This window comes from Prevotella sp. CAG:592, assembly GCF_000436015.1.
Taxonomy (GTDB): Bacteria; Bacteroidota; Bacteroidia; order Bacteroidales; family Bacteroidaceae; genus Prevotella; species Prevotella pectinovora.
The window spans coordinates 14,489-40,941 of the sequence record NZ_FR892570.1 but is presented as its reverse complement, the minus strand read 5'-3'; the positions used below and the strand labels follow the sequence as shown (position 1 = coordinate 40,941).

The 26,453-nt window shown below is 43.0% G+C and carries 22 protein-coding genes and 3 tRNA genes; 5 read left to right on the top strand and 20 right to left on the bottom strand.

All coding sequences use genetic code 11. The features are described 5' to 3' along the window. Positions 1–161: 161 nt before the first annotated feature. A complete protein-coding gene (gene dnaB, locus QVO99_RS05410) occupies positions 162–1,673 on the top strand; it encodes a replicative DNA helicase (protein ID WP_022316582.1) in 1,512 nt (503 codons plus the stop codon). Positions 1,674–1,796: 123 nt separating this feature from the next. Then, positions 1,797–3,134, top strand: a complete 1,338-nt coding sequence (locus QVO99_RS05405) for a DEAD/DEAH box helicase (protein ID WP_022316581.1) — start codon at positions 1,797–1,799, stop codon at positions 3,132–3,134. Positions 3,135–3,267: 133 nt separating this feature from the next. Here the strand turns inward: QVO99_RS05405 and QVO99_RS05400 are convergent. The 12 genes from QVO99_RS05400 to QVO99_RS05345 all read right to left on the bottom strand — a co-directional run bounded on the left by QVO99_RS05400 (position 3,268) and on the right by QVO99_RS05345 (position 11,692). Beyond that, positions 3,268–3,342 (bottom strand) — tRNA-Glu (locus tag QVO99_RS05400). Between the two features lie 43 nt (positions 3,343–3,385). Then, positions 3,386–3,457, bottom strand: a tRNA-Glu gene (locus QVO99_RS05395). 15 nt (positions 3,458–3,472) lie between these two features. Then, positions 3,473–3,560 (bottom strand) — tRNA-Ser (locus QVO99_RS05390). A gap of 144 nt (positions 3,561–3,704) precedes the next feature. Further along, entirely contained in the window at positions 3,705–4,040 is a 336-nt protein-coding gene (locus QVO99_RS05385; protein WP_022316580.1) for a cupin domain-containing protein, read from the bottom strand. 53 nt (positions 4,041–4,093) lie between these two features. Continuing rightward, the gene (locus QVO99_RS05380; protein ID WP_022316579.1) at positions 4,094–5,293 is read right to left on the bottom strand and encodes a hypothetical protein; all 1,200 of its coding nucleotides are present in this window, start codon (positions 5,291–5,293) and stop codon (positions 4,094–4,096) included. Beyond that, on the bottom strand, positions 5,290–5,934 hold the full coding sequence (locus QVO99_RS05375; RefSeq protein ID WP_022316578.1) for an ATP-binding cassette domain-containing protein: 645 nt from the start codon (positions 5,932–5,934) through the stop codon (positions 5,290–5,292). Before QVO99_RS05375 ends, QVO99_RS05380 begins: the two co-directional genes overlap by 4 nt. 19 nt (positions 5,935–5,953) lie before the next feature. Further along, complete coding sequence (locus QVO99_RS05370; RefSeq protein WP_288176980.1) at positions 5,954–7,189, bottom strand: DUF4836 family protein; 1,236 nt, start codon at positions 7,187–7,189, stop codon at positions 5,954–5,956. Positions 7,190–7,368: 179 nt separating this feature from the next. Beyond that, positions 7,369–8,103 carry a 16S rRNA (uracil(1498)-N(3))-methyltransferase gene (locus tag QVO99_RS05365; RefSeq protein WP_022316576.1) on the bottom strand — a complete coding sequence of 245 codons (735 nt, stop codon included), beginning with the start codon at positions 8,101–8,103 and terminating at the stop codon, positions 7,369–7,371. Positions 8,104–8,115: 12 nt separating this feature from the next. Next, complete coding sequence (locus tag QVO99_RS05360) at positions 8,116–8,664, bottom strand: bifunctional nuclease domain-containing protein (protein WP_022316575.1); 549 nt, start codon at positions 8,662–8,664, stop codon at positions 8,116–8,118. 51 nt (positions 8,665–8,715) lie between these two features. Beyond that, positions 8,716–10,026, bottom strand: coding sequence for an MFS transporter (locus QVO99_RS05355; RefSeq protein WP_022316574.1), 1,311 nt, complete (start codon positions 10,024–10,026; stop codon positions 8,716–8,718). A gap of 635 nt (positions 10,027–10,661) precedes the next feature. Beyond that, on the bottom strand, positions 10,662–11,315 hold the full coding sequence (gene queC / locus QVO99_RS05350) for a 7-cyano-7-deazaguanine synthase QueC (RefSeq protein ID WP_022316573.1): 654 nt from the start codon (positions 11,313–11,315) through the stop codon (positions 10,662–10,664). A gap of 2 nt (positions 11,316–11,317) precedes the next feature. Continuing rightward, positions 11,318–11,692 carry a RidA family protein gene (locus QVO99_RS05345; RefSeq protein ID WP_022316572.1) on the bottom strand — a complete coding sequence of 125 codons (375 nt, stop codon included), beginning with the start codon at positions 11,690–11,692 and terminating at the stop codon, positions 11,318–11,320. A 268-nt stretch (positions 11,693–11,960) separates the two neighbouring features. Between QVO99_RS05345 and thrA the strand changes: the two genes are divergently transcribed. Both thrA and QVO99_RS05335 read left to right on the top strand, forming a co-directional pair. Continuing rightward, the gene (gene thrA / locus QVO99_RS05340) at positions 11,961–14,390 is read left to right on the top strand and encodes a bifunctional aspartate kinase/homoserine dehydrogenase I (protein WP_022316571.1); all 2,430 of its coding nucleotides are present in this window, start codon (positions 11,961–11,963) and stop codon (positions 14,388–14,390) included. Between the two features lie 59 nt (positions 14,391–14,449). Continuing rightward, on the top strand, positions 14,450–15,727 hold the full coding sequence (locus QVO99_RS05335; RefSeq protein ID WP_022316570.1) for a cofactor-independent phosphoglycerate mutase: 1,278 nt from the start codon (positions 14,450–14,452) through the stop codon (positions 15,725–15,727). Positions 15,728–15,842: 115 nt separating this feature from the next. Here QVO99_RS05335 and QVO99_RS05330 read toward each other — a convergent pair whose 3' ends face one another. From QVO99_RS05330 to QVO99_RS05295, 8 genes are all read right to left on the bottom strand, one after another. Beyond that, positions 15,843–18,281 carry a TonB-dependent receptor gene (locus QVO99_RS05330; RefSeq protein ID WP_022316569.1) on the bottom strand — a complete coding sequence of 813 codons (2,439 nt, stop codon included), beginning with the start codon at positions 18,279–18,281 and terminating at the stop codon, positions 15,843–15,845. 120 nt (positions 18,282–18,401) lie between these two features. Further along, complete coding sequence (locus QVO99_RS05325; RefSeq protein ID WP_353887829.1) at positions 18,402–19,121, bottom strand: zinc ribbon domain-containing protein; 720 nt, start codon at positions 19,119–19,121, stop codon at positions 18,402–18,404. Between the two features lie 301 nt (positions 19,122–19,422). Then, the gene (locus QVO99_RS05320; RefSeq protein ID WP_022316567.1) at positions 19,423–21,294 is read right to left on the bottom strand and encodes a peptidase U32 family protein; all 1,872 of its coding nucleotides are present in this window, start codon (positions 21,292–21,294) and stop codon (positions 19,423–19,425) included. Between the two features lie 9 nt (positions 21,295–21,303). Beyond that, entirely contained in the window at positions 21,304–22,221 is a 918-nt protein-coding gene (metA, locus tag QVO99_RS05315) for a homoserine O-acetyltransferase MetA (RefSeq protein ID WP_022316566.1), read from the bottom strand. Between the two features lie 253 nt (positions 22,222–22,474). Next, positions 22,475–24,007 carry a ribonuclease Y gene (rny, locus tag QVO99_RS05310; RefSeq protein WP_022316565.1) on the bottom strand — a complete coding sequence of 511 codons (1,533 nt, stop codon included), beginning with the start codon at positions 24,005–24,007 and terminating at the stop codon, positions 22,475–22,477. 64 nt (positions 24,008–24,071) lie between these two features. Continuing rightward, positions 24,072–24,368 carry a cell division protein ZapA gene (locus QVO99_RS05305; RefSeq protein WP_042517564.1) on the bottom strand — a complete coding sequence of 99 codons (297 nt, stop codon included), beginning with the start codon at positions 24,366–24,368 and terminating at the stop codon, positions 24,072–24,074. Positions 24,369–24,376: 8 nt separating this feature from the next. Next, complete coding sequence (locus tag QVO99_RS05300) at positions 24,377–24,670, bottom strand: hypothetical protein (protein WP_022316563.1); 294 nt, start codon at positions 24,668–24,670, stop codon at positions 24,377–24,379. Between the two features lie 72 nt (positions 24,671–24,742). Further along, complete coding sequence (locus QVO99_RS05295) at positions 24,743–25,366, bottom strand: hypothetical protein (protein WP_022316562.1); 624 nt, start codon at positions 25,364–25,366, stop codon at positions 24,743–24,745. A gap of 204 nt (positions 25,367–25,570) precedes the next feature. Between QVO99_RS05295 and rfbA the strand changes: the two genes are divergently transcribed. Beyond that, a complete protein-coding gene (rfbA, locus tag QVO99_RS05290) occupies positions 25,571–26,452 on the top strand; it encodes a glucose-1-phosphate thymidylyltransferase RfbA (RefSeq protein WP_022316561.1) in 882 nt (293 codons plus the stop codon). Position 26,453: the final 1 nt, after the last annotated feature.

The window sequence follows — 26,453 nt, the reverse complement described above, 5'->3', positions numbered from 1 at the left end:
ATATTACATTATTATTTAGTATTTGTTGCGATTTGTTGGCTTTATATAGATAAGCCTTAATGAAAAGTAGTGTTATTTTCTGTATGAAATGAAATTTTGTGGGAGTGAAACTTTATTGTACCTTTGCATTATCATAGCAAACATTTCATTAAATTCAAAATATGGCTAATCAACCGAAACGTCCGCAACATAGACCGATAGATAATAATTATGGTCATTTGCAGCCTCAGGCTCCGGATATTGAGAAGATTGTTCTTGGAGCTTTGATGATAGATAAAGATGCTTTCACCATAGTTGGTGAGATATTGCATCCCGAAACTTTTTACGAACCACGTAATCAGAAGATTTATAGCGCAATACAAAAGCTTAATATTGACGAGCGACCTGTAGACATCCTTACTGTCATAGAGGAACTGAAACATGAAGGCACTCTCGAAGAAGTGGGAGGAGAGGCTTATGTCATAGAACTGAGTTCACATGTGGCATCTTCTGCACACATTGAGTATCATGCTCATATCCTGGCTCAGAAATATATGGCCCGGCAGCTGATTTCTTTCGCCAGCGTTGTAGAGACAAAGGCGTTTGATGATACCGTAGACGTGGATGAGCTGATGCAGGAAACCGAGTCGAGTCTTTTTGAACTTTCTCAAAAGAACCTTCGCCAGGATTATACTCAAGTAGATCCTGTTGTGAAGGAGGCTATCAAAATTCTGCAGAAAGCGGCTGAAAACAAAGGTGAACTTACCGGTGTGCCGACGGGTTACCGCAAGTTGGACGAGATAACGGCTGGTTGGCAAGCGAGTGACCTTGTAATCATAGCCGGTCGTCCGGCCATGGGTAAGACCGCATTTGCCCTCTCTCTGGCAAAGAATATAGCGGTAGACTACAATATACCGATTGCCTTTTTCTCTCTTGAGATGAACAATGTGCAGCTGGTCAACCGTCTTATCTCGAATGTATGTGAGGTGGAGGGACGCAAAATCCTTAATGGCCAGCTGGATGATGAGGAGTGGAAACGACTTGATGCTAACGTAGGAAAATTGCAGAATTCGCCGATATATGTAGATGATACTGCCGGTATGTCAATCTTTGAGTTGCGTACCAAGGCGCGACGCCTTGTGAGAGAGAAAGGGGTCAAGGTGATAATGATCGACTACTTGCAGCTTATGAATGCCAATGGTGCACGTTTCGGAAGCCGTCAGGAGGAGGTGTCTACTATCAGCCGTTCGCTGAAAGGTCTTGCAAAGGAATTGAACATCCCTATCCTTGCCCTTTCACAGCTCAACCGTACTGTGGAAAACAGAGATGGACTTGACGGCAAGCGTCCTCAGTTGAGCGACTTGCGTGAGTCTGGAGCCATTGAGCAGGATGCCGATATGGTACTCTTTGTGCATCGTCCAGAGTATTACCATATTTACCAGGATGATCATGGCAATGATTTGAGAGGTATGGCACAGGTGATTATCGCAAAGCATCGTAAGGGCGCCACAGGAGATGTCACGCTTACTTTCAAGGGTGCATTCACGCGATTTGAGAATCCCGATGAGAGCCGCATGTCAAATGCTGGAGATATCGGCGGGGAGATTGTGGGTAGCCGCCTGAATGGCGGTGACGATGTGCCCCCTCCATTTATTGATCCGGGGGTGATACCTGTCTCTGAACCGCCATTCTGATTGTCTTTCCTTTGGGGATTAAGCGGTAAGGTAAAAATACCATTAAATAAAAAGACAGAGGTTTTGGCGTGTCGCTTGTCCGACATGATATATTATCTCGTTTAACAAATATCCTATATAATTATGAATATTGATTCCATTCTTGAGAAACTGCATATAGAGTCGCTCAATAAAATGCAGCTTGATGTTGCGAAGGCGATGAGTACAACATCAGATGATGTCGTTATCCTTTCTCCTACGGGTAGTGGTAAGACGTTGGCGTATCTCTTGCCGCTTGTTTTCAAACTCAACACAACCGTGGATTTTCTTCAGGCGGTAGTTATTGTTCCGAGTAGAGAACTTGCAAAACAGTCTGTTGAAGTCCTGCGTTCAATGGGTGTTCCGTTGCGCGGCCTTGCCCTTTATGGTGGTAGAACAGCGATGGAAGAGCATAAGGAAATCAAGAAAGTGCTGCCGCATGTCGTGTTTTCCACTCCTGGTCGATTCAATGACCATGTGTCAAAAGGGAATATCAATCCGAGAAGCGTGAGGTTCCTTGTGCTTGATGAATTCGACAAGTGTCTGGAGATGGGTTTCGAGGAAGAGATGAAGCAGGTGTTCAAGAGTCTTCCGCTGTTGGAAAGAAGAATCTTGTTGTCGGCAACACGTTCTAACGAAATTCCGCTTTTCGTAAATATCGATAAGGTGAGTGAAATAGACTATACCGAACCGGATTCCGGAATCAGTGTTTCCGACCGTATATCAAACTTTGTAGTCAGAAGTCCGCAGAAGGATAAGTTGGAAACGTTGTCGAGACTGTTGCGTAGTTTCGGAAACTCAAGCAGCATCGTTTTCCTGAACTATAGGGATAGTGTGGAGCGAACTGCTAAATATCTCTCCGAACAGGGTTTTGTGACGAGCACTTATCATGGTGGTCTTGAACAAAAGGACAGGGAGGACAACCTTTATGTGTTCAGTAACGGCTCGTCTACGGTTCTTGTAAGCACCGACCTCGCTTCTCGTGGCTTGGATATTCCGGATGTTGATAATATAATCCATTATCATTTGCCGCAGGGTGAGGCGGAATATACTCATAGGGTAGGTCGAACTGCCCGTTGGGATGCTGTCGGCCGTGCCTTTGTTCTTTTAGGGCCTGAAGAGAAATTGCCGGAATTTGTTGACCAGGAACTTCCTGAATATGCCATTCCTGATGATTTGGGAGATATTCCACAGCCTCGCATGGCTACTATATATATCGGAAAGGGCAAGAAAGACAAGATTTCAAAGAGTGACGTGTTGGGCTTCTTGTGTAAGAAATGCAGTCTCACTTCAAATCAGATAGGTCGTATTGATGTGGCAGACCGTTATTGCTATGTCGCCGTTGCTCGCAATAAGGCAAAGCAGGTGCTTAAGTTGGCAAATGGTGAGAAGATTAAAGGCGTGAAAACGGAGTTCAAGCTTAAGGGCAATAGTAACAGTTGATTTTGTTTTCTTGTAATATATAATGGTCTGCGTCTCTTGAGACGTAGACCATTTTCAAATTCGCCCACTGAATATTCCATAGAGTTTATAGGTGTGGCAAAAAAAATAGAGTTACATTTCTGTAACTCTATTCTGGTAGTGGATAGGGGAATCGAACCCCTATGCCAAGATTGAGAATCTTGTATCCTAACCATTAGATGAATCCACCATCTTATGATTGCTTTGAAGAGATTGTTGATAAAAACATTCTGTAGTGGATAGGGGAATCGAACCCCTATGCCAAGATTGAGAATCTTGTATCCTAACCATTAGATGAATCCACCATCATGTTTAAATTGCGGAAGCTGGGGGATTCGAACCCCCGGTACGTTAAACACGTACGGCAGTTTAGCAAACTGCTGGTTTCAGCCACTCACCCAAACTTCCAAGCAATTTATTTATCAGCATTTCTCTTAATGCGGTGCAAAGGTAGCGTTTTATTTTTTAATACCAAACTTTTTTGCGTATAATTTTCCAAAATGCTTGTTTTTTTGCTTTTTCTATACAGAATTACGCTGTTTTTGCCATTATTTATCTTGCTAATGCCGTGACAACTGCAAAATAGACCATATCTTTATCAGTATTGTTTTTCATGGAATGCGAATGTCCGTTTGGGCAGTAATGCACTTTTCCTGCTTTTACGATTTCAGTTTCTCCGTCGTAATTGAAGGTGGCTTCTCCTTCTACTATATAAATAATCTCACAGTTGCCGTCATGTAGGTGGTATCCTGTTGATGCTCCAGGTTTAAGGATGCTGAACATGATTTTGTTGTCGTCGTCAACAAAATTTCGGGTTATCAGTTCGCCTTCTCCCCCTTTGAAGTTAAGGATGGAGTTTTTTCCTATTTTATCAAAATCAATTACCATAATGTTTTTGTTTAATTTTAAATATGAATGTTATCTTGTATTTTCGCTTGTCCTTATTCTTTCCTTTTCCAAATATTCATCACTTTCCTGTGGATGGCGATTTGGTTGATTGCAGAAACGAACACCAGAAGTATTATTCCGAGTGTTATAGACTTTATCATCGTCGTGTCTTCAATCTGCGGGAAAAGTGTTTCTATAATGCCCATATAATAGTTGCGCACGAAGTATAGTATCGTCCATGTTATTGCCAATACCGTGATGTTGAGTACTATCGTAAGTATCTGGTAGGGCATGGCAACTTTGCGTGGGCTGTATCCTATAAGGAGCAGGTTCTCTAGCTTCGAAGAATTCTTTTGAACCAGAAGGTATATGCTGAGCATGAGTATATAGAAACTCAGAGCGCTTATTATCAATCCGATACACATGACGAGCGTCACTATCATTCTGAGGAAATATGTTGTCTTTTCTGCTTGCAGCTTGTCCGTATCCACTTCATAGCCTTTTTTGTCCAAGTATTGAGAGATGTTTTCATCTGCAGGATTTCCCACTTCTGCTATCAGTCTGGATGGTTCTGAGTGTTGTTCTGGAGCGTAGAGCTTGTTGCTCCAGTCCATGAACTTCTGCGGAACGAGTATCGTGTTCAGTCTGCTTGAGAATCCGATCACTTTTCCTTTGTATTCATCTTTGTGTCCATTGCCGTGTATGAAGATCTTGAAGTCTATCATTCCCATCAACCCTTCGCTTATTTTGGGAAGAGAGTGAGACTGGGCAAATCCGAAGTTATACATATTAATATATGTGCGTGGTAGTATTATCGGCACTTCGTGACTGCCTTCCGTGTATTTCCAGTCTTGTAGCGACACGTCTACAAAGCCGTCAGGAACACTCTCAAAGAAAAGTTCTGAGTTCAGAATCGTTTGTCCGTTTATGCCCATATTCGCGTCTACTTTGTATTCAGTAGATGTAAAGGCTGCTGTTTTCTTTGTGAAACTTTGTTCCTTTAGTTCTTCAATTTCTGAATTGCTGAATGTGTTTGATGATGAAGACAGAGTGCTGCCAGCTCCGATTTTCTTGCTTATTATCAGATAGTCAGCCTTCATGAAACTGTCTTGTGACGTGAAGACCGGCAGAACATCATTGTAGAATTGGAATCCCAACAATACTATGAACATTCCGAAAAGGTTTGCAAAGAAGAATCCGATGAATTGTGGGATGCTGATATGTTGTCTTAGAAGTTTCCAAACGAGTTTCATAATCTGTATGTTTTATCGTAATTTAATTCCATGTGTTTGCCGATGCTTGTTACGATTACGCCGGCTCCCTGTCTTCGGGCTTCATTCATCATTATTTCTGCCATTGCTTCAGAGTTCTTGTCGTCGAGGTGGCTGATGGGTTCGTCGGCTAAAATGAAGTCGAATGGCTGTACAAGAGCTCTGATCATTGCCACTCTCTGCTGCTGGCCGAATGACATCCTTCCGGCTTTGCTCTCAAGCTTGTCTGATATTCCCAATTTTTCAAACCATTCTTTAATTTCTTTTTCTGTCTTAAATTTGGTTATGTCGTTTTTTATCTGCACGTTTTCCCATGCGGTCAGCTCTGGGAATAGTCTGAGTTCCTGGAATAGAAATGCGATATGCTTCTTGCGTATTTCAGTCCAGTCTTTCACTTTGAATTCTGAAGTGATGACATTGTCGAATCTTACTGTTCCCTCGTAGTCATGTCTGTAGCCGAGGATGTAACTGCAGAATGTGCTTTTGCCTTTTCCGCTTTCTGCTTCAACAAGATACAGCTTGCCCTTTTCAAATTCGGCTTTGCAATTCCATATTTCAGAGTCGATGTCTTGTTGGCTGGAAAATACGTTGGGAATGATTTTGTCAAAAGTTATTGTCTTCATTTTATATTGTCTTGTGACTTTATTTCAGAGTATATATTATAGTCTTGATGTCTCCGAATATCGGCTTGATGATGTCGGCAGCGTTTGAAAGCGCCTTGTTGTCACCAAAACCTTCTGATATGTTCAGAATCATGCACAATCGGTTGCCTTGTATGTGTTTAGTGATAGATCGCGGTATTGGGTGAAGGCTTGGCTTCAGTATGTTTGTGGCAATGTCGTTGTCTGAACTTGCAAAGAATTCGTTGCTGTCTGATGCTCCAAACCAGAGCGATGTCTCGCTGCCTTTAAGGTGGAAATAGTCTTTGCCGCAATCTTCAATCTGTGTTCCTGCAGGGCATGATTTTTTCCAATAATCCACGTCTTTGAGGAAATTCCTGTTTGCCAGTTGTGCGACCATCGAAATTTTCATGTCGTTTTCGTCGTATGATCCGATGCTGATTGCAAAATCCCCGTTTACGCATCTTAGGATATTATCCATGTCGATTGCGGTATTTGCTCCAGCCAGAAGTGCTCCGAGTGCAGGATTGTTGTGTGCTATATCAACGAAATCCGGTCCGTTGACATTCATGAATATGCTGCAGAGCGATTTCCCTGATATATTGTTGGTGTATCTGCCGTTTATTTTCCTTAATTTCCCAGTTGATTTCTGTAGTTCTTCATCCACCTGTTTGTTTAGCGAGAACGTATTTCCGTTTATCAACAGGCATCCGTCTTTTGTCGCAGTCATCGAGGCTGCTATGAGTATTTGTGAAGCGTCAGAGCCTTTTGGCTGTCCTATGGTGAATGGTATGGAGAGTTTTTCTGGAAGTGCGTCAGCTTGTGCCACCATTGTCATAGAGCCTTCGATGCTGTTCAGCTTTTCGAATAGGGGTGAACTCTTTATACCATCGTCATCTTCTTGTTTCAGCCACCTTCCGATTGCTCTGATTGCATCAGCTTGTTGGGCGGGAAGTATCGGTCCTTGTATCAGCATGGCCTTGTCGTTGTAGCCGATAGCCCATGAGCCTTTGAGCAGAGTGAAATTGAAATCGCGCTTTTTAATGACTTTGTCGCATATCCCCTTTTCCTTCAGCTTTTCAAAGCAGGTGTTGAGGTCGTCGCTGTCGTCCACCTTCATGCATGCTCCAAGATTGCCTTCTGCCGTTTCGAAGAGATATATCCTGCTTGTCAAGTCCAGTCCGCTTTCATCTATCCCGCAGTCTTTGAAAAGTGCCGATATAATACCTTTGCCGTCATTGCCGTCTGTTGGCTCCATTTCTCCGGCATCTATTGATATTATCGCTTTGCTGTTTGCCGGGATGGCATTTGTATAGTCATCGTTTGAGCAAGACAAGTTGATGCAAATACACGACATTAAAACGAGTAAATGCATAAATGATTTTCCTGTCAGTTTCATTTTACCAGTAATTTATTTACCTATTGAACTATGTTTCTTTAATCTTTTCTGCAAATCAGTTGGGCGCACATCGCGGCATACAAGGCTGCTGTTTCTGTGCGTAGTCTGCTTTTGCCAAGCGATATGGGTGTAAAACCGTATTTCATCGCTTCTCTCACTTCGTCGATAGAGAAGTCGCCTTCTGGTCCGATAAGTACCGTGATGCCATCGCTCGAAGCCTGTTCTTTCTCTTTGCTTGCCGTGTCGAAGAAGTCTACGCTGGGTATTTCTTCATAACAATGGGCTATGAATTTCAGTCCGGCTCTTTCTTTTTTTATGAAATCATTGAAGCGTGTGAGTGGTGTGAGTTGTGGCCTGTATGGTTTGCGGCTTTGTTTTACTGCTGATATTATGATTTTGTCCAGACGTAGTGTCTTCAATACCTTTCTTTCAGAAAACTGGCAGTTCAGGAAAGCAAGTTCGTCGATGCCTACCTCGGTGGCTTTTTCTGCGAACCATTCTATACGGTCCATCATCTTGGTAGGAGCAACGGCAATGCAGATGTTTCCGTTCCATGTCTTTTCCTGTGGCATCTTTTCTGTGATTTCATACATGCAGTGTTTTGTCGCAGCCAGAGTCACCTTCGCTTTGAAGAAATTGCCGTTGCCGTCCATCAGAAACATATCGTCGCCGCTTTTCAGCCGCAAAACTCTTAATGCGTGCATAGCCTCTTCAGCAGGCAGTTCGGTGGATGATTCTGCATCTGGAACAAAAAAGTATCTTGCCTCTTTCATGTAAGTAAAGCTTTATGAGTCTTTTTTTCTTTTGTTAATCTCGTCTCTCAGTTTCGACGCCATTTCGTAATTCTCCGAGTCTATTGCTTTTTTCAAGGACTCTTCGAGCATTGGTATGCTTATGGCGTTGATGGGTACCGTAACTCCTGTCTTTTTTCCTGTATATTCTACAGACTGTTGTCTCATGAGTGTTTCAGAGATGAATATCGGAATGTCGGCAACCATTGAGAGCAACACAGCGTCGCTCGCTCTTATTGGCGTGTAGTCGAGGGTGTCGGCGTTGAACACGTAGACTTTGTATTGTCCGTCAACGATGTCTGTGATGAGGATTTCGAAAATGCTGTTCGTGTTTTTGGTCAGCAGTTTCACGAGAACCTCAGGCAGTAAATTGTCATTTACAGGTTCTGGCGACTTTCTCTTGTCTATTTCCAAAGCCACGTTACGCTCACAGACTATGGATAATTGGCGTGTCTTGTCAAGGTCTGTAAGTGACAAGATGCCAATTTCCTTGTTGCCGGCTATTTCTGTCGCATTGTCGAATATAAGTCTTGTTTTGTCCATATCAGCTTTCAAGTTTGTTTTTACCGTTTGTTTAGCCGATAGCTATTTGTATCATTTCGTTTCTCTCTCCTTGAACAGCAAGGCGAAGCCTATACCTACGGCAAGAGCGAATCCTGCGAAAATGAACCAGCATGTCTGCCATTCACCTACAAGGAATCCGTCTTCTGTCCAATGGCAGTAGTGGTTCACAATCATACCGGCAAGTATAGTGCCGATTGTAGCACCGAGTCCGTTAGTCATTAGCATGAACAGTCCTTGTGCTGATGCCTGTAGCTCTTTGTCGCATTCCGCATTGACGAATAGTCCGCCGGAAACGTTGAAGAAGTCGAAAGCCATGCCGTATACTATGCACGAAAGAATCAGGAGCGTCACTCCAGGGAATGCAGGACCACCGAGACCGAAGAATCCGAATCTCAGTACCCAGGCGAGCATAGCCAAGAGCATCACGTTCTTTATTCCGTAGCGTTTCAGGAAGAAAGGTATCAGAAGAATGCAGAATGCCTCAGCTACTTGAGAAATCGACACGAGCAGGGTGGCGTTGTTTGCCGCGAATGTATCGGCAAGTGCCGGATCTGCCTTGAAATGTGTGATGAAAGGAGTGGCAAAACCGTTTGTCACCTGCAACGACATTCCGAGAAGGCCTGAGAATATGAAGAACATTGCCATTCTTCTTGACTTGAACAGCTTGAAAGCATCGAGTCCGAGGATTTCTGCCATCGACTTCTTGCCTTTGTTGTCTTGGTGCTTCTCGATTTTGCATTGGGGCAGTGAGAAACAGTATGCAAAGAGGACGATGCTTAGAATGCCCGACACGAGGAACTGCAGATGGGTGTATTGGAATTTGCTGCTGTTTTCGGCGATAGTCAGAGTGAATGCTCCATCGTTTATCGCGGCACAATTCACAAACCACATGGTGATTATGAACCCTACTGTTCCCAACACTCTGATAGGGGGGAAGTCCTTCACGGTGTCAAGTCCATGGTTTTGTAGAATCTTGAATGCTACGGTGTTAGACAATGCCAGGGTAGGCATGTAGAAAGCCACGCTCAATGTGTATACGGTCATGAAGACTACCTTGTCTGGCATTGCGTTGAACTCTCCAATCATGCATAATGCCACCATGCCTAATCCTGCTGCCAGATGACAAAGTCCGAGCAGCCTTTGTGGCTGTATGTATTTGTCGGCAACGATTCCCATCAATGTGGGCATGAATATGGACACTATGCCCTGGATGGCATAAAACCATGATATTTCTGTTCCCATTCCTGCTTTGCCAAGATATTGGCCCATAGAGGTCAAGTATGCTCCCCAGACCGCAAATTCCAGGAAGTTCATTATCGCCAGACGCACTTTCAAGTTCATCGTATTTACATTTTAGTTGTTTTATATTCCTTTTGTCTCAAACATCCAGATTTCCGGCTTCAGTCGGTTCGTGGAAGATAGATGATGCAGACCGAATGCACAAGATCAAGCCTGTGTGAATGTCATGCCGGGCTGCTGCTTATCTTAATTTGCAAAGATAGGATAAAAAAGCCAACTGGCAAAGATAAATAATCAATTTCTTGATTATCTTTGTTTTTATCATTCTATGGTAATGCTTTTCTGAGGAAAGAAATGTTGTCTTATAGGTGTTTGTGAATGTGTAAATTGGCTGTTTGGCTTCGTTAACCTATAGGGTTTTGTCTTGAAACACGGTGGTTTGTCATGCGCAAACCGCAGGGTGAATATGGCTGCTGCGGTGTTTTTTTTAAGATACCGCCCAAGTTTTGTCTGAATTGTGGAATATTGGAGGGTGGCACAGTTCATTATTCAAAAGATGCCAATGATACTTCTGTGATACTTCCGTGATACTTTTATGTAAAATAATCTAAAAAGTATCATTCTCACAAGTTGTTGACTTTCAGTGGTTTGTCATTGATTTTTCTTGTGAGAATGATACTTTGATATTATTCCCTTGGAATTAATATTCTGAAATGCGTATTTGAGAAGAATTGCCCCTATTCTTCGTATTGGGTATTGTCTGTGATTCCTGCGTCTTTAAGGGCTTCCTTTCTCTCGACACAAGTCCCGCATTTGCCGCAATGCTTCTCTCCGCCCTTGTAGCAAGACCAGGTTTCGGTGTAGTCGATGCCGAGTTCTTTTCCCTTTCTTGCGATGTCTGCCTTCGTGATGTTGGTATAAGGTGCCGAAATCATCACGTTGTTGTATGAACCGGCTTTAGTCGCTTCACACATGGCAGAGATGAATTCAGGCCTGCAGTCTGGGTATATGGCGTGGTCTCCGCCGTGATTGGCTATGAAGACGTTGTCCAGGCCCCAGCTTTCGGCTATTCCTGCGGCAATGGAGAGCATGATTCCATTTCTGAAAGGTACTACTGTAGACTTCATGTTCTCATTCTCGTAGTGGCCTTCGGGTATGGCTTCTGCTCCCTCCAGGAGGCTGCTCTTGAAATATTTGTGTATGAAATCTAGAGGAATCGTTATGTGTGGGATGCGAAGTCTCTGACAATGCATCTCTGCGAATGGAATCTCTTTGGCGTTATGGTTGCTGCCGTAGTCAAAGGAGATGCCGAGCGCTATGCGGTCTTTAAAATCGTAGAGCAGCGTAATGCTGTCCATTCCGCCGCTCACGATGATTATGCTGTCTTTCATTCTTATTTTGCAGCTATGCACTCAACTTCAACAAGGGCACCCTTTGGAAGGTCCTTCACTGCGAATGCAGAGCGTGCAGGGAATGGCTCGTTGAAGAACTCGGCGTATACTTCGTTCATCTCGCCGAAATACTTGATGTCGGCAAGCATTACAGATGTCTTGACAACGTTGCTGAGGTCGAGACCAGCAGAGCGGAGGATTTCGCGAGCGTTGTTCAAAGCCTGACGGGTCTGCTCCTTGATGCCACCCTCAACGAATTCACCTGTTGCTGGGTTGAGAGGAATCTGACCGGAAGCGAATACGAAACCGTTTACTTCAATTGCCTGGCTGTAAGGACCGATGGCTGCAGGAGCCTTGTCTGTTTTTAATGCTTTCATAAATTTAAAGTTTTAAGTTGTATGATAATAATTTTGCTTTAAGTCTCATTGCGCCTTCTGTGGTTGCAGACGGCGTTAGAAATCTTATTTACGATGCAAATTTACGTATTTTTTTTCATTGCACAAATATTTGTCCGGATTTATACGGGATATTGTAGTCGTAGATTCTCTTTTTGATACCTGATATATTGTGTACCAAAACAATTATTATTACTTTTGCAGTCTTAAAAAGAAATATAGCATAACAATAGATATCAGAAATTAAGGTATGAAAGTATTGAAGTTTGGCGGAACCTCGGTCGGTTCTGTTGAAAGTATTTTGAGCTTGAAGAAAATCGTGGAGGGGGAGAATGATGACGTTATCGTTGTTGTAAGCGCTCTCGGCGGCATCACTGACAAACTCATAGCCACTTCTAAGTTGGCCCTCGGTGGAGATGAATCGTATAAGGCGGAGTTTGAATTCATGCAGAAGCGTCATTATGAAATGGTTGACGCAATAATTGATGATGAAGAAAAAAAGAGCGGACTTCTCCATACCATAGATAGATTGTTTGAAGAACTTAAGTCCATTTACTATGGAGTATATCTGATACACGACCTGAGTCCCAAAATCCAGGCTGCAATCGTGAGTTACGGAGAGAGACTTAGCAGCCATATCGTGGCGACGCTGGTAAATGGCGCAAAGAGGTACAACTCTCTGGACTTCATAAAGACTATCAAGAAACATGGCAAGAACGTGCTCGACAGCGAGGTTACCGCCAACGCCGTGAAGGAAACGTTCAGAAACAGGACACAGAAGTCTGTTGTGCCAGGATTCATCAGCACAGACAGAAATACTGGAGAAATTACTAATCTCGGCAGAGGAGGAAGCGACTATACGGCTTCTATCATCGCCGCAGCATTGGATGCCGAAGTCTTGGAGATATGGACTGATGTCGACGGATTCATGACGGCCGATCCTAAGGTGATACATACTGCATATACTATCAACGAGCTCAGTTATGTTGAGGCTATGGAGCTTTGTAATTTCGGTGCAAAAGTAGTGTATCCTCCTACTATCTATCCGGTATGTGTCAAGAACATACCTATAAAGGTGAAGAACACCTTTAATCCCGATAGTGCGGGAACAACGATTCTGAGCCATGTGGAGAATGATTCAAAGCCAATCAAGGGTATCTCGAGTATCAAGGGAACGACACTGATTACCGTTGCAGGACTTTCGATGGTTGGTGTCATTGGTGTCAACCGCCGAATATTCACGGCTTTGGCAGAGAATGGCATTTCCGTATTCATGGTGTCACAGGCTTCATCAGAGAATTCCACTTCTATCGGTGTCAGAGACGTGGATGCGGAGGAAGCTGTAGCTGTGCTCAACAATGAATTCTCAAAGGAAATCAGGACTGGAGCCATGTTCCCGATGCATGCTGAAAGCGGACTGGCAACAGTGGCCATCGTAGGCGAGAACATGAAGCATACGCCAGGAGTTGCCGGTAAGCTCTTCGGCACTCTCGGAAGAAGCGGTATAAGTGTCATTTCGTGTGCACAGGGTGCTTCAGAGACAAACATCTCATTCGTGGTGGACGGGAAATCATTGTATAAGGCATTGAACGTAATTCACGACTCTTTCTTCCTCAGCGAGTACAAGGTGCTGAACCTCTTCATCTGTGGAGTCGGCACGGTGGGCGGAAACCTGATAGGACAGATAAAATCGCAGTACACGGAGCTTATGGAAAAGCAGCGGCTGAAGCTTAATGTCGTGGGTATCGCTTCAAGCCATAAGGCAATCTTTGACCACAACGGCATTGACCTGGACAACTATCAGACTTTGCTGAAAGAATCAGCAGAAAGCGACACTCAGAAGCTGAAGAATGAGATCATAAGTATGAATACCTTCAACAGCGTTTTCGTGGATTGTACGGCTAGTGCCGACGTGGCGGCGCTGTATCAGGAGCTTCTCGAACATAACGTTTCCGTAGTGGCTGCAAACAAGGTGGCAGCTTCGGGTGATTATGACAGCTATCTGAAACTTAAGGAGACGGCTTTGCGTCGTGGAGTGAAATTCCTTTATGAAACGAATGTCGGAGCAGGATTGCCAATATTGGGCACGATAAAGGACTTGTGTAATTCTGGAGATAAGATACTTAAGATAGAGGCAGTTCTCAGCGGTACGTTAAACTTTATATTTAATGAAATATCAGCAGACGTTCCTTTCTCCGAAACTGTGAGAAGAGCAAAAGAGGAAGGCTATAGTGAGCCGGATCCACGCATCGACTTGAGCGGCAAGGATGTAATACGCAAACTTGTCATCCTGACACGTGAGGCAGGATATAAGGTTGAGCAAGAGGATGTGGAGAAGAACCTTTTCATTCCGTCCGGCTTTTTCAATGGTACAGTTGAAGAATTCTGGAAGAATCTCCCGACGTTGGATGCCGGCTTCGAGAAGAAACGTGAGGAACTTCAGAACGAAGGCAAGCGTTGGCGCTTTGTGGCAAAGATGAACCATGGCAAGACGAGCGTCTCTCTTGAGGCAGTTGGCCAGCAGCATCCGTTCTATATGCTTGAAGGTTCAAACAATGTCGTACTCCTTACTACAGAAAGATATCATGAATATCCGATGCAGATAAAAGGATATGGAGCTGGAGCAGGTGTGACGGCGGCTGGCGTGTTTGCAAACATCATGTCTATTGCCAATATATGATTCTTTTTCATAAACTGGCAAAAAGATGACATATAGGAAAGCTATAATCTGAATTTGGAATGAAACATCTGGTAATCGTAGCCGACGGAATGGCTGATCATCCAGTTGAAAGGCTCGGAGGCAAGACTCTCTTGCAGTTTGCCGATGTGCCCAATATGGATGCGCTTGCCTGTAATGGGCGTACTGGTCGGTTGGTAACGATACCTGATGGTTTCAGTCCGGGGAGTGATGTTGCCAATAGCGTGATTCTCGGATATGACCAGGAGAAAGTTTATGAAGGGCGTGGTCCTCTCGAAGCTGCAAGCATAGGATATGAAATGAGGCCCGGTGATTTAGCGCTTCGAGTCAGTCTGATTTCTGTAGACGAACGTGGACGAATAGTAAATCATCATGGAGGACATGTTACTACACAAGAGTCCTTTCAGCTTATTGATTGTCTCAATGCAGAACTTGCTGACGAGAGATTACATTTCCATACAGGTTCGCAATACCGGCATCTGCTTGTGATAAAAGGTGGCAACAAACATATAGAATGCGCGTTGCCTCATGATTCCATCAACAAAAATTGGCATGGCCTGTTGGTAAGGCCAAAAGAAGGTTATGAACATTCTGGCGATGATTGCTATTTTGACAGTTTGGGGGTGAAGCACAAGCGCTTGAGTCCGAAGGAAACTTCGGACATCCTGAACGACTTGATTCTCAAATCTCAAGGATTGTTGGAAAAGCATAAAGTCAACATAAACAGACGCTTCTGTGGTTTGCCACCTGCAAATCTTATATGGCCATGGGGTGGAGGGTATCGTCCGTCTATGTTGACATTAAGTGAGAAATATCCTGAAGTAAGAAGCGGCGCTGTGGTTTCTGCAGACAATCTTATTCGGGGTATTGGACAATATGCCGGATTGAAAGTTGTCGATGTTGATGGTGCTACAGGGTTTGCGGATACCAATTATGAAGGCAAGGCAAAAGCGGCAATCGATGCTTTGCGGACTGATGATTTTGTGTTCCTTCATATAGAGGCGAGTGATGAGGCTGGCCATGATGGAGATTTACAGTTGAAGTTGAAGACGATTGAAGATATTGATCTTCGCGTAATGGGGACGATATGTTCAGAACTTTCCGATTGGAAGGAACCGGTCTGCATCGCCCTGCTGCCAGATCATCCTACACCTGTAGAGCTGAGGACTCATGTAGATGAGCCTGTTCCATTCTTGGTCTATTATCCCGGGATAAAGCCGGATTCGGTTTCTTGTTACGACGAGCAGAGTTGTATGTCAGGGAGTTACGGTCTTCTGCGATTGCAGGAGTTTATGGAAGAGATAATGAAGATAAAATGATGATGTTCGTTGGGATTTCCGATGGCTCGTTTTCCTTTAACCCAAATCGGTCATTAGAACGTAATTACTTGATTACCTGATGATTTGTTTTACGTTCTAATGACCGGCTCTGTTTTTATATGTGGAAGGATAAGTCTATGCCGCATTGGAATGGGGCTCCTCTCTGCGACAGGTATAGCGGCTTGCCTGTAGCAGAGCTTTTCAGGGCGAAGGTGTTATAATTCGTGGAAGTAAGATTCCTGCCCCATATTGATATTTTGAGGAAATCAGACATGATGTCTGCATGGCAGCCAAGGATGCAGTACAGCTTTTGACTATAGGTATTTCCCTCATCCCAATAAGTCTTCCCTTGAGCGTTTGCGTTTGCTCCTATAGTTACGCTTTTTGCCCAGTGTCCTTTGATCGGCATCGTCCAGTCTACCACGCCGCTCATTGTGTGTAGCGGAATATAGGGTATGTGCTTTCCCTTATAGTCTGTCGTGATGCCATTGCTCTCCTCTTTATAGTTGTCAAATCTTGAATTCGTGAAACTGTATGTTGCGCTCCATGACAATCTGTTGTCAATTGCTTTTCCGCGCATTGAGGCTTCTATGCCACATGAGTGACTCCTTCCTGCATTTATCATCATTCTGCCGAAACCGTATGTGCCTGCCATCACTGAAAGTTGCTGGTTCCTGATTTTCATGTAATAAACTGAGATGTCAGTCTGAAGAGAACCGTCAAAAAGGTTGATATGGCTACCGAGTTCATAGTTCCAGCTGAATTCCGGCTTGTATGAAATAGTGTTGTTTATCTTTGCATAATCCTCATCAGTATGCTGGATGTCATAATCGGATTTCATGGCTTCCTTGCTGTTAGCCATCAGTTCAGTCTGGAGTATGTCAGAGAACATCTGTATGTTATATCCTCCAGAGCGGTAGCCTTTGTTTACCAATGCGTAGATGTTGCTGCCATTGTCGTTGATTCGCCATGTGAATCCCAATTTCGGCAACACTTGGTTGAAGCTGTTGCTTTTGGTGTTGGTGAGAATTGAACTTAGTCTTCTTGATGCCGTTATTCCCATTACACTTGCATTCATTGCCATGATGGCACTTGTCTCGTATTTCACTTTTACGAGACTGTAATCATAACGCAGTCCGATGGTCATCGTCAGGCATTTGTTCAGGTCGATTTGTGATTCATGGAAAACGCCAAGGTTGAATTGTGGCGTGTGGAACATTCCGGGTACAGACATAGACAGGTCTGAAACCTCTATGCCTCCAGCCTTGTTTATTGTGGCTTGAGCCATTTCTTTTGCTCTTTCTTCGGTCATTCCTGGTATTGACATGAATTTGCCAGACATGGATTCTGTTATGGCATTATATATGGCAGACTGTATGTTGTTTGCCATCATTGTGGTGAAATCCTTGTCGAAATAAACCGGTGCTTCTGTTCGTAGCCATTGGTATGTGCCGAACAGTCCTGTAGTGTACTTCCAATTCTTATTTATTCTTCCTTTTAGGGCGAATTCTTGTGTTATGCCGTTTTGTAGCTGTTTCTGTGAGAGATGCATCATATCGGCTGCCGTATAGTCCTGGTCCATGTTCATCCTGTCGGCAAGGAATTGGTAGCTTGTAGTGGAGTTGAATGTTATGTCTCCAGATGTGTATCTTATATTCAATGCGGAGTTCAGTATGTTTCTTAGATAGCTGCAGTCTCTGTTCATTGTAGGTGAGGCGGTGTGACCGTTTTGCAGATCAAGCTCGCCATAGGGGAATCCTGCCTGGTTCACGTATTGATAGTCGGCAATGAAATCATAGGTGAGTCTTGGAGAATATTGGTTTACAATTCTGATCTTGCCACCTGCTTCATTGATGTCGTCAGCTCTTTTCCCTGTGGTCTGGTTGCGTATGAAACCGTTATTCCCATTGTAGAACCCGGAAAATGAAATTGCTGAATTGTCAGACAACTTCAGATAGTTTGTAATTTCGAAGTTGCGGTATAGTCTGCTGCCGATTCCGATTTTGACATCGGTACCGTCATACGCCAATGGGTTTTTGGAATAAATCCTAACGAGTCCGCCTTCGGTGTTCATTCCATACAAAGTTCCTTGCGGTCCTCTTAATATGTCTATTCTGTCTATCTGATATATATGCTGGTTGAAGGCGCTTTTGGTTAGCAATGGCATTCCATCCAAATAAACACCGATAGCCGGATTGTTGATTCTTGAGCCTATTCCTCGTATGTAGAAAGAGGATGTTAGCCTTGAACCATATGATGGCATCTGGAAGCCAGGAACATAATTTGACAGTTCGCTGATGTCATGAATGCCGAGCTTTTCAGTTTCGGTAGATGAAAACATGCTCGAAGCCATAGGCTGATATCGTAGCAATGTGCTTTCTTTGGGCTGCGATACTACGATTATCTCGTCTAGGTCGTGGATTCTAGATGAGTCTGCATTGTTGACGTAGATACTTTCTTTGTCTGAATTCTCACTTGTGTATATTCCTTTTGCTTCAGAATGATATACAATGGCACAACATACTGTTGTAAATACTGTTTTTATATATTTCATGGGTGCAAAGTTACCTCATGTCTTTGCATTGTGCAATCCTAATATGTTATGATTTTATGCCGAAACGGTTGTACTTTTTGTCAGAATGAATATGCCTCTTGAATCTGAAGTTATTTGTTGTTATATGTTCATCGCTCCGCATTTAGGGCATTTGCCTTTGTGTCTTATTAGTTCTCCGCAGTTTCCACAAATAAAAGGAGCACGGGATGAATTGTAGAATTTCCGCAGCGCATAGATGTAGAAGGCTATCAATAAAGGGTAGCCGATATAATATAATGTAGTGATACTGAAAACGATATAGCAAATGGCGCATATTCCACACAAGCTACATAGATAAAGAATAGCGTCACTGAAGGGAAGCTGTTTCCTCACTTCATCGATTACAGCCACCATTAAGATTACCATGAACCATACGGAGAAAAGGAATATGGATAGTATTGGAGTTACAGAGAACGGGTTCAATGTGGGATGGAAGTAGAAATTCTGCCATATGTCTGCAGCAAACAGTTGTATGCTTGAATAGAATGTGGCTGACGCTGAAACTGTTAGTGTCAGAAGGGTAGGGTAGAACGTGTTTATGTCGTTGAACAACACGATGTTTGCATTGTTCCTGAATAGTTTCCTCAAGAGATAAGCCATCGAGATGATACTTATTATTATGAGTGATATGAGAATGTGTGTGTCAGAGAATGTTGATATGAATTGTGATATAGGATCGTCGGGTACTACTGCCTGCAGAAGAGTTTTTTCTCTTGTCCATCCGAATGTGTATTGGTCACGAGCAAGTTGCACCCATACGGAGTCGGTGGAATCTGAACTCATCATCCTTATTTCAGCCACAGCGATGCGTTCTCCCTTTTTAACGATTATAGAATCTGTAGGAAGATTGCTTATAATTTCTTCTGGTTGTCCTTTCAGAAGTACAATTGAGTCTTGTTTTACAATGAAGTTGAAATTCTGGGAATAATGGTGAGTGTGTACAAAATTCAAAGAGTCTTGTTGCTCCTGGGTGAGTTCAGTTGTGGCAATGTGTCTTTTGCCGCTGAATGTCTTCCTGTGGTAGCATCCAGAGAGCACGATAACTGCTGTCAATAATAAAATTATGACATTACTGATACCTTTATGTTTCTTGGAATCTTTTTTATTCATCGGCATATATATTCATTTGGCATTTCTTGCAGTCGAATTCAAGTCTGAATGTTCGTCCGTCTGCAAGTCTCAGATGTAGGGGCTCTTTTAATAGTCCGCTTTGTTTATGACTCTTCTTGCATTGTCCCAATTCGTGTCTCAAACAATAGCGGCATTGCATGACAAGCGGCGAAGAGGGCTTCTTGATTTCAAATGCAGGAGTTATGTCAGACATGCCTTCTTGCTCATAGAATGAATGCGCAAGTCTGTTCGCAATGTTGTACATATAGGGCTGCTGATAGGACGATATGCTATGGAACGAGACTTTCCCATTGTCAGGGAGTTGCTGTGCTTGATCCTTCGTTTTGGTATCTTTTTGGTTCTCTGACATCTCCGACAGTCTGCCCATCAGTTCGTCTGCAGCCTGGCGTCTTATTTCAGCCAAAATACTGTTCGGTATGAACCAAGGGAAGTCCGTCGGCTCTACAATTACGTCTTCTACTGTAAATATTGTATTGCCGAATTTTGAAATCTGTCTTTTGATGTTGTCTACTTGGGATTTCTGTGCTTTCTCAAGAGAAATGTCTTTTTGAAGATTGATGTGCAGTTTCTCATCGCAAGTCTTGGCTTCTATATGCAATCCCTCTGCAGACGCTTTTATGTTAATCCGTATGCCTAACTTCCTTTGTACGTTATCTCCGTTGAGTTCCTTTTCAAACAGCTGGTCACTGTTTCTGTATAGAGCGATCCCCTTTCTTAAACCTCGTGGCATTCTCAGTGGAAATAATCTGTTGCCCTCGGCTCTGTTTATCCTGAATCCCTCAAGTTCGTTGTTGCTGTTTATGAAGCAAAGGCCATCTCCGTTGGCAAATGAAGTGGTTCCAGCCACGTTGAAAGAGTTTCCTCTGATTTCTTTCACTTTTCCCACATATTCTCCCATCGCCTTTGGCGTGTAGAATGAAGCAAGGTCGCTAGTCCTTCCATTCAGGAAATAGTCTGTAAATCCTCTGTTGAATGTCTTGTTCAAGTTGGGTGTGAATCTGATATCGCATACACCAGAAGAAGCTCTCTCGTATTCTGAGCCTCTTCTTGATATTATCTCATTAAGCTGGTTGCTGTATGCTGCGGTGACGTTGCGCACATAGTTGATATCTTTCAGTCTTCCTTCAATCTTGAAGGAAGTCACGCCGGCATCTGCCAATAGCTCCAATGAATCTATTCTGCACATGTCTTTAAGTGAAAGAAGATGTGCCTGGTTGATGATCTCATTGCCGTCTTTGTCGGTCAGGTCAAATTTCATCCTGCAGAATTGTGCGCAAGCACCACGATTGGCACTTCTCCCAAAACAGTATTCCGATGCATAGCAAACGCCGGAATAGCTTACGCAAAGTGCGCCATGAACGAATACTTCCAATTCTGTCTGTGGCACTCTCTGGTGGATGATTCTTATTTCTTCAAGTGAAAGTTCGCGAGCAAGAACAACCCGGTCGAAGTTGTGCCGAGCCAGCCATTCCACTTTCTCTGCGGAGCGGTTGTCTGTTTGCGTACTTGCATGGAGGGCTACATTTTGAGGAAGCTGCAGCTTGGTGATTCCCATGTCTTGTACGAGTATTGCGTCAACGCCGATCCTTCCAAGCTCATTGAGGAGTTTTTGCGTGTCCTCTAGCTCGTTGTCATAGATTATAGTGTTGACCGTGACATATACTTTGCAGCCAAATTTGTGAGCATATTCACATAATTCATTTATGTCATCAATACTGTTGCCTACTGCCTGTCGGGCTCCGAATCTGGCAGCACCGATGTAAACGGCGTCAGCACCACAGTCTATTGCGGCAATTCCGCATTTTAAATCCTTTGCAGGAGCGAGAAGTTCCAGCTTCCTCATTTTCTATCTTTATTTAATTTCACTTATATCGAATGGTGTCTCCTGATAAACATAATAGTTTATCCAGTTTGTGAAGAACAGATTGCCGTGAGCTCGCCAGCGCACTACCGGTGGAAGCTCTGGATCATTGTCCTTATAATAGTTCTTTGGCATATCAACATCATCTCGTTTCCCCAAATCTCTTTTATATTCCTGGTCAAGTGTATAAGGGGCGTACTCTAAATGTCCGGTAATGAAGAATTCTCTGCCATTGTTCGCCATCACGATACTGACGCCGCTCTCTTGGGATTCAGCAATGAGGCTCAGCCTGTTGTCATTCAGAATATCTTGTTTCCTTATTTCCGTATGCCTGCTGTGTGGCATGAAGAAGATATCGTCAAACCCTCTGAAAATGGGTAGTTTCGCATCTAAGCAGTATTGCTCGAAAATTCCGAACATCTTCTTTTTCAGGTGATATTTAGGTATTCCGTAGTGGTAGTATAATCCAGCTTGAGCTGCCCAGCATATATATAGCGTACTCGTCACATGGGATTTCGACCATTCGAATATCCGTTTGATTTCATCCCAATAAGTCACTTCTTCATATTCGTAATTCTCTACAGGGGCTCCCGTGATAATCATCCCGTCGAATTTTTCTTTTTCTATCTTGTCGAAGTCCTTGTAAAACATCATCATATGTTCAATTGGAGTATTCTTGGGCGTATGGCTCTTGAGTTTCATGAAGGTGATGTCAATCTGTAAAGGAGTGTTCGACAATAGTCTTATTAAATCTGTCTCCGTGGTTATTTTCAGGGGCATAAGGTTTAATATTACTATTTTCAGAGGACGAATATCCTGCGTATGAGCCCTTGTGTCATCCATCACGAAGATGTTCTCCTTTTTCAGGATGTCAACAGCTGGTAGGGTATCTGGAATTTTTAGTGGCATATCTAATGATTTTACAGTTGCAAAATTACCATTTTTAGCTTTTACGACCAAATAATTGGATGTCATTTAAGTATTGCCAGGCGTATTTCTATTCTAGATTAGGAATGTGGAAATCATAATTTCAGATAATCTTAATGTCCGATTGTGGTTAAAAGCATTGTCGGATGATATGGTGATGGGTATATAAGAAAAAGACCAACCATTACAGTTTAAGTAAATGATTGGTCTCGGTTTATGTGGAAAGTTTTTTCCTTTATTTAGCGTAAGCAATTGAACGAGTTTCTCTTATGACGGTAATCTTGACCTGTCCAGGGTAAGTCATCTCGTTTTGTATCTTTGTTGCTATCTCGCTTGACAATGCCTCAGACTCCTTGTCGTCCATCTTGTCAGCACCGACGATGACGCGTAGCTCACGTCCAGCTTGAATAGCGTATGTCTTTGTAACGCCAGGATAGCTCATGGCAATAGCCTCAAGGTCGTTCAGACGCTTGATGTATGCCTCAACAATCTCACGGCGTGCACCTGGACGTGCTCCCGAAATCGCATCACATACTTGAACGATTGGTGCAAGCAGCGTGTTCATTTCCATTTCGTCGTGATGGGCACCGATAGCATTGCAGATGTCTGGCTTTTCTTTGTATTTTTCAGCAATCTTGGCACCATAAAGAGCGTGTGGCAGTTCGCTTTCCTCATCTGGCACCTTTCCAATGTCGTGTAGCAAACCAGCTCTCTTCGCCTTCTTTGGGTTAAGTCCAAGCTCTGAAGCCATAACGGCACAGAGATTAGCAGTCTCTCTTGCATGTTGGAGCAAGTTCTGACCATATGAAGAACGGTATTTCATCTTACCGACAATCCTGATCAATTCAGGGTGCAGACCATGGATGCCCAAGTCTATGGCTGTACGTTTACCGGTCTCGATAACTTCATTGTCAAGTTGCTTCTTGACTTTTGCCACAACTTCCTCAATGCGTGCCGGGTGGATACGGCCGTCAGCCACCAACTGGTGTAGTGCCAATCTGCAGACTTCGCGACGAATAGGGTCGAAGGCAGAGATGACAATAGCTTCCGGAGTATCGTCAACAACGATTTCTACACCTGTAGCAGCTTCAAGAGCTCTGATGTTTCTTCCTTCACGTCCGATGATACGGCCTTTCACTTCGTCGTTGTCGATATGGAATACGCTGACGGAATTCTCTATGGCTGTTTCAGTGGCTACTCGCTGTATTGTCTGTATGACGATTTTCTTTGCTTGTGAGTTGGCGTTAAGTTTGGCTTCGTCCATTATCTCATTAATATAGCTTGCAGCTGCTGTGCGAGCTTCGTCTTTCATGCTTTCAACCAATCGCGTTTTCGCTTCTTCTGCACTCAGACCGGAAAGTTCCTCCAGTTTCTCGCGCTCTTGCTGTTGCATCTTCTCAAGATCGTCAGCTTTGATCTGGAGGAGTTTCTTTTCGTTGTCGATACGCTGCTGCTGCTGCTCAACGTCCTGCTTGCGGCGAGCCATGTCCTCCTGTCTTTGGTTGAGGCTTATTTCTCTTTGCTTGAGTTTGTTTTCGCTTTGCTGGATTTTCTGGTTTCTTGACTGGATTTCTTTTTCAAGTTCTGCTTTTTTGTTCAGGAATTTCTCCTTTACCTCAAGCATTTTCTTTTCTTTCAAAACTTCCGCATCCTTTTGTGCGGTGTCCATCAATTCTTTGTATTTTCCATTTATTATGTAACGGAAAACAAAATATCCGCATAGTCCACCCACAAAAAGGGCGGCCACTACTATTGCTGCTGTTATCATTTATTTATTACTTTAAGTTATTATTCTCTCTTTCAGATTGTTACTGTTGGCGAAACAGATGCAGCTATTTGAGTGCATCCTCTATTTCAGTCGTGATTTTAGAGAGAATGTCATTTATGGGGGTGGTGTCATTTTTCATTTTCTCCACCTCATAATTATAAGTGATATCAATAAGTGCCATATACAAAATCTCCTTATCGCTTTTCTTTCCTTTGAAAATTTCAGAATAAGCGTTTATGGCCTTGTTGATATCTTTTGCCGCTTCCCGATACGTAAACTCATCTGCACGGTCAATCACGACCGGCATGTCTGTATCGTAGATATGCAATCTTATATGTAGTTTTTCTTCTTCTCCTGCCATCACTCTGGTTATTTTCCGCTTAACAGTGTGATACACTTGTTGACATCCCTGATCATGGAAGCTATCTTTTTCTTTGATTCTTCGATGTCTCCATCAGCAACTTCCAGCATTCTGGCTGTCTTCAAGCTTTTGTAGTTGTTCTGTGCCTGCTCCAACTCTAATTTCAACTGCTTGATTTCTGCCTCTTTGGCATCAACCATTTCATAAAGCTCTTCATTCTCTTTCTTGGTTTCTTTATATTGGAGAATCATCTGCCTTATGCGCGTTGTAAAAAGTGTTATGATTTTATCATTGTCAGCCATCAGATACTATTTTGCCTACAAATTTAATGTTTTTTGTTTTATCGTACAAATTTTTCGTACAAAAGCCTTGTCTTATTCTTCGTTTTGAGGCTTTTTCTCCTTTTTTGCCAGCATGACTACCTGATATACAAAGTCTGTTGTCCATTTTTGGCTGAATCCCAAACGTTTGTCGTATTGTCTTACTTCAACAACCGCTTTCAGTACGCTTTGGTCCGTGTAATTGTTCTTGTTGAAGATGTCGGAAATGGTTTTTTCCGTCATAGAATATAATGCCTTCTTGAATATAGAAGGAAGTCTCAATTTGAATTTCATCAAGTTGCCGGTAAGCATCATGAGATTCTGTGTGAAATTCTGGAACTGCAAAAGGTAAACCTGCACGTCTTGCATCTTCGAACATCCTTTTCTGATGCTTTGGTCGATTTCTTTGAAGAAATAGTCTTCGGTGCCATATATGTCACGCAGCATTTTTTTGCAGTGTGATTTTTCTCCTATACCTAATTTATTGTTGACTGTAGGTATGTGGAGTGAAGTCTTGAACTGTCTGAGGTCGGGTAGGGCGTTAAGGTTTGTGATGCCGACTCGTTCTGCGATAGCTGCCTGGAAATATACTCTGATCAGGGTCATGTAGTCTTCCATTCCGCCTATCTTTTGCTCTTCATTATCTTTGTGTCCAAATAACTTGCTGAATATGCTCATTATGATTGATTTTAATGTTTTATATGATAAAGTTGTTATGTCGAATTAAAAGTTTATGCAAATGTACTTGATTTTCAGCAAAAATCAAAATAAAAATTGAATAATGTAATTTTTATTATTACCTTTGCAGTCCATAATAAGATATTCTTATGTCAATATGAGATTGCGATTAAATTAGAATTTAATTATTTAAACGGCACTAAAATGAAAGGAATCGTTTTGGCAGGTGGGTCCGGAACACGCCTCTATCCTATAACAAAAGGTATCAGCAAACAGCTTATACCTATTTTCGACAAGCCAATGATTTATTATCCGATATCAGTTCTGATGTTGGCTGGCATAAGGGAAATTCTTATAATTTCTACTCCTTATGATTTGCCTGGTTTCAAAAGGCTTCTGGGTGACGGATCGGATTTCGGTGTAAGCTTCCAGTATGCGGAACAGCCATCCCCCGATGGGTTGGCGCAGGCTTTTATAATCGGTGAAGATTTTGTCGGAAATGACGACGTGTGTCTTGTGCTTGGTGACAACATATTTTATGGATCCGGTTTTACCGGTCTGCTTAAAGATAGTGTGAAGACTGCAGAGAAAGAGAAAAAGGCAACAGTCTTCGGATATTATGTCAATGATCCTGAAAGATATGGCGTGGCGGAATTTGATGCAGAAGGCAACTGCCTGAGTATTGAAGAAAAGCCGGAATGCCCAAAAAGCAATTATGCTGTAGTCGGATTGTATTTCTATCCCAATGATGTCGTCCGTATAGCCAAGACCATTAAACCAAGCGCAAGGGGCGAGCTTGAAATAACCACCGTCAACCAGGAATATCTGAAACGTGGCGATTTGAAAGTAAAGACTCTTCAGCGAGGTTTCGCATGGCTCGATACAGGAACCCATGACAGCTTGTCGGAGGCCAGTACCTTTATAGAGGTGATAGAAAAACGCCAGGGACTGAAAGTGGCTTGTCTTGAAGAAATCGCATATAAACAAGGATGGATAACGGATGCTCAGCTTCTTGAAACAGCCAAGCCTATGATGAAGAATAATTATGGGCAGTATCTCTATAATTTAGTAGACAATAAAAATTAAA

Coding starts and splice junctions, on each gene's coding strand:
- dnaB (WP_022316582.1), top strand. CDS start 162: ATGGCTAATCAACCGAAACGTCCGCAACATAGACCGATAGATAATAAT.
- QVO99_RS05405 (WP_022316581.1), top strand. CDS start 1,797: ATGAATATTGATTCCATTCTTGAGAAACTGCATATAGAGTCGCTCAAT.
- QVO99_RS05385 (WP_022316580.1), bottom strand. CDS start 4,040: ATGGTAATTGATTTTGATAAAATAGGAAAAAACTCCATCCTTAACTTC.
- QVO99_RS05380 (WP_022316579.1), bottom strand. CDS start 5,293: ATGAAACTCGTTTGGAAACTTCTAAGACAACATATCAGCATCCCACAA.
- QVO99_RS05375 (WP_022316578.1), bottom strand. CDS start 5,934: ATGAAGACAATAACTTTTGACAAAATCATTCCCAACGTATTTTCCAGC.
- QVO99_RS05370 (WP_288176980.1), bottom strand. CDS start 7,189: ATGGAGCCAACAGACGGCAATGACGGCAAAGGTATTATATCGGCACTT.
- QVO99_RS05365 (WP_022316576.1), bottom strand. CDS start 8,103: ATGAAAGAGGCAAGATACTTTTTTGTTCCAGATGCAGAATCATCCACC.
- QVO99_RS05360 (WP_022316575.1), bottom strand. CDS start 8,664: ATGGACAAAACAAGACTTATATTCGACAATGCGACAGAAATAGCCGGC.
- QVO99_RS05355 (WP_022316574.1), bottom strand. CDS start 10,026: ATGAACTTGAAAGTGCGTCTGGCGATAATGAACTTCCTGGAATTTGCG.
- queC (WP_022316573.1), bottom strand. CDS start 11,315: ATGAAAGACAGCATAATCATCGTGAGCGGCGGAATGGACAGCATTACG.
- QVO99_RS05345 (WP_022316572.1), bottom strand. CDS start 11,692: ATGAAAGCATTAAAAACAGACAAGGCTCCTGCAGCCATCGGTCCTTAC.
- thrA (WP_022316571.1), top strand. CDS start 11,961: ATGAAAGTATTGAAGTTTGGCGGAACCTCGGTCGGTTCTGTTGAAAGT.
- QVO99_RS05335 (WP_022316570.1), top strand. CDS start 14,450: ATGAAACATCTGGTAATCGTAGCCGACGGAATGGCTGATCATCCAGTT.
- QVO99_RS05330 (WP_022316569.1), bottom strand. CDS start 18,281: ATGAAATATATAAAAACAGTATTTACAACAGTATGTTGTGCCATTGTA.
- QVO99_RS05320 (WP_022316567.1), bottom strand. CDS start 21,294: ATGAGGAAGCTGGAACTTCTCGCTCCTGCAAAGGATTTAAAATGCGGA.
- metA (WP_022316566.1), bottom strand. CDS start 22,221: ATGCCACTAAAAATTCCAGATACCCTACCAGCTGTTGACATCCTGAAA.
- rny (WP_022316565.1), bottom strand. CDS start 24,007: ATGATAACAGCAGCAATAGTAGTGGCCGCCCTTTTTGTGGGTGGACTA.
- QVO99_RS05305 (WP_042517564.1), bottom strand. CDS start 24,368: ATGGCAGGAGAAGAAGAAAAACTACATATAAGATTGCATATCTACGAT.
- QVO99_RS05300 (WP_022316563.1), bottom strand. CDS start 24,670: ATGGCTGACAATGATAAAATCATAACACTTTTTACAACGCGCATAAGG.
- QVO99_RS05295 (WP_022316562.1), bottom strand. CDS start 25,366: ATGAGCATATTCAGCAAGTTATTTGGACACAAAGATAATGAAGAGCAA.
- rfbA (WP_022316561.1), top strand. CDS start 25,571: ATGAAAGGAATCGTTTTGGCAGGTGGGTCCGGAACACGCCTCTATCCT.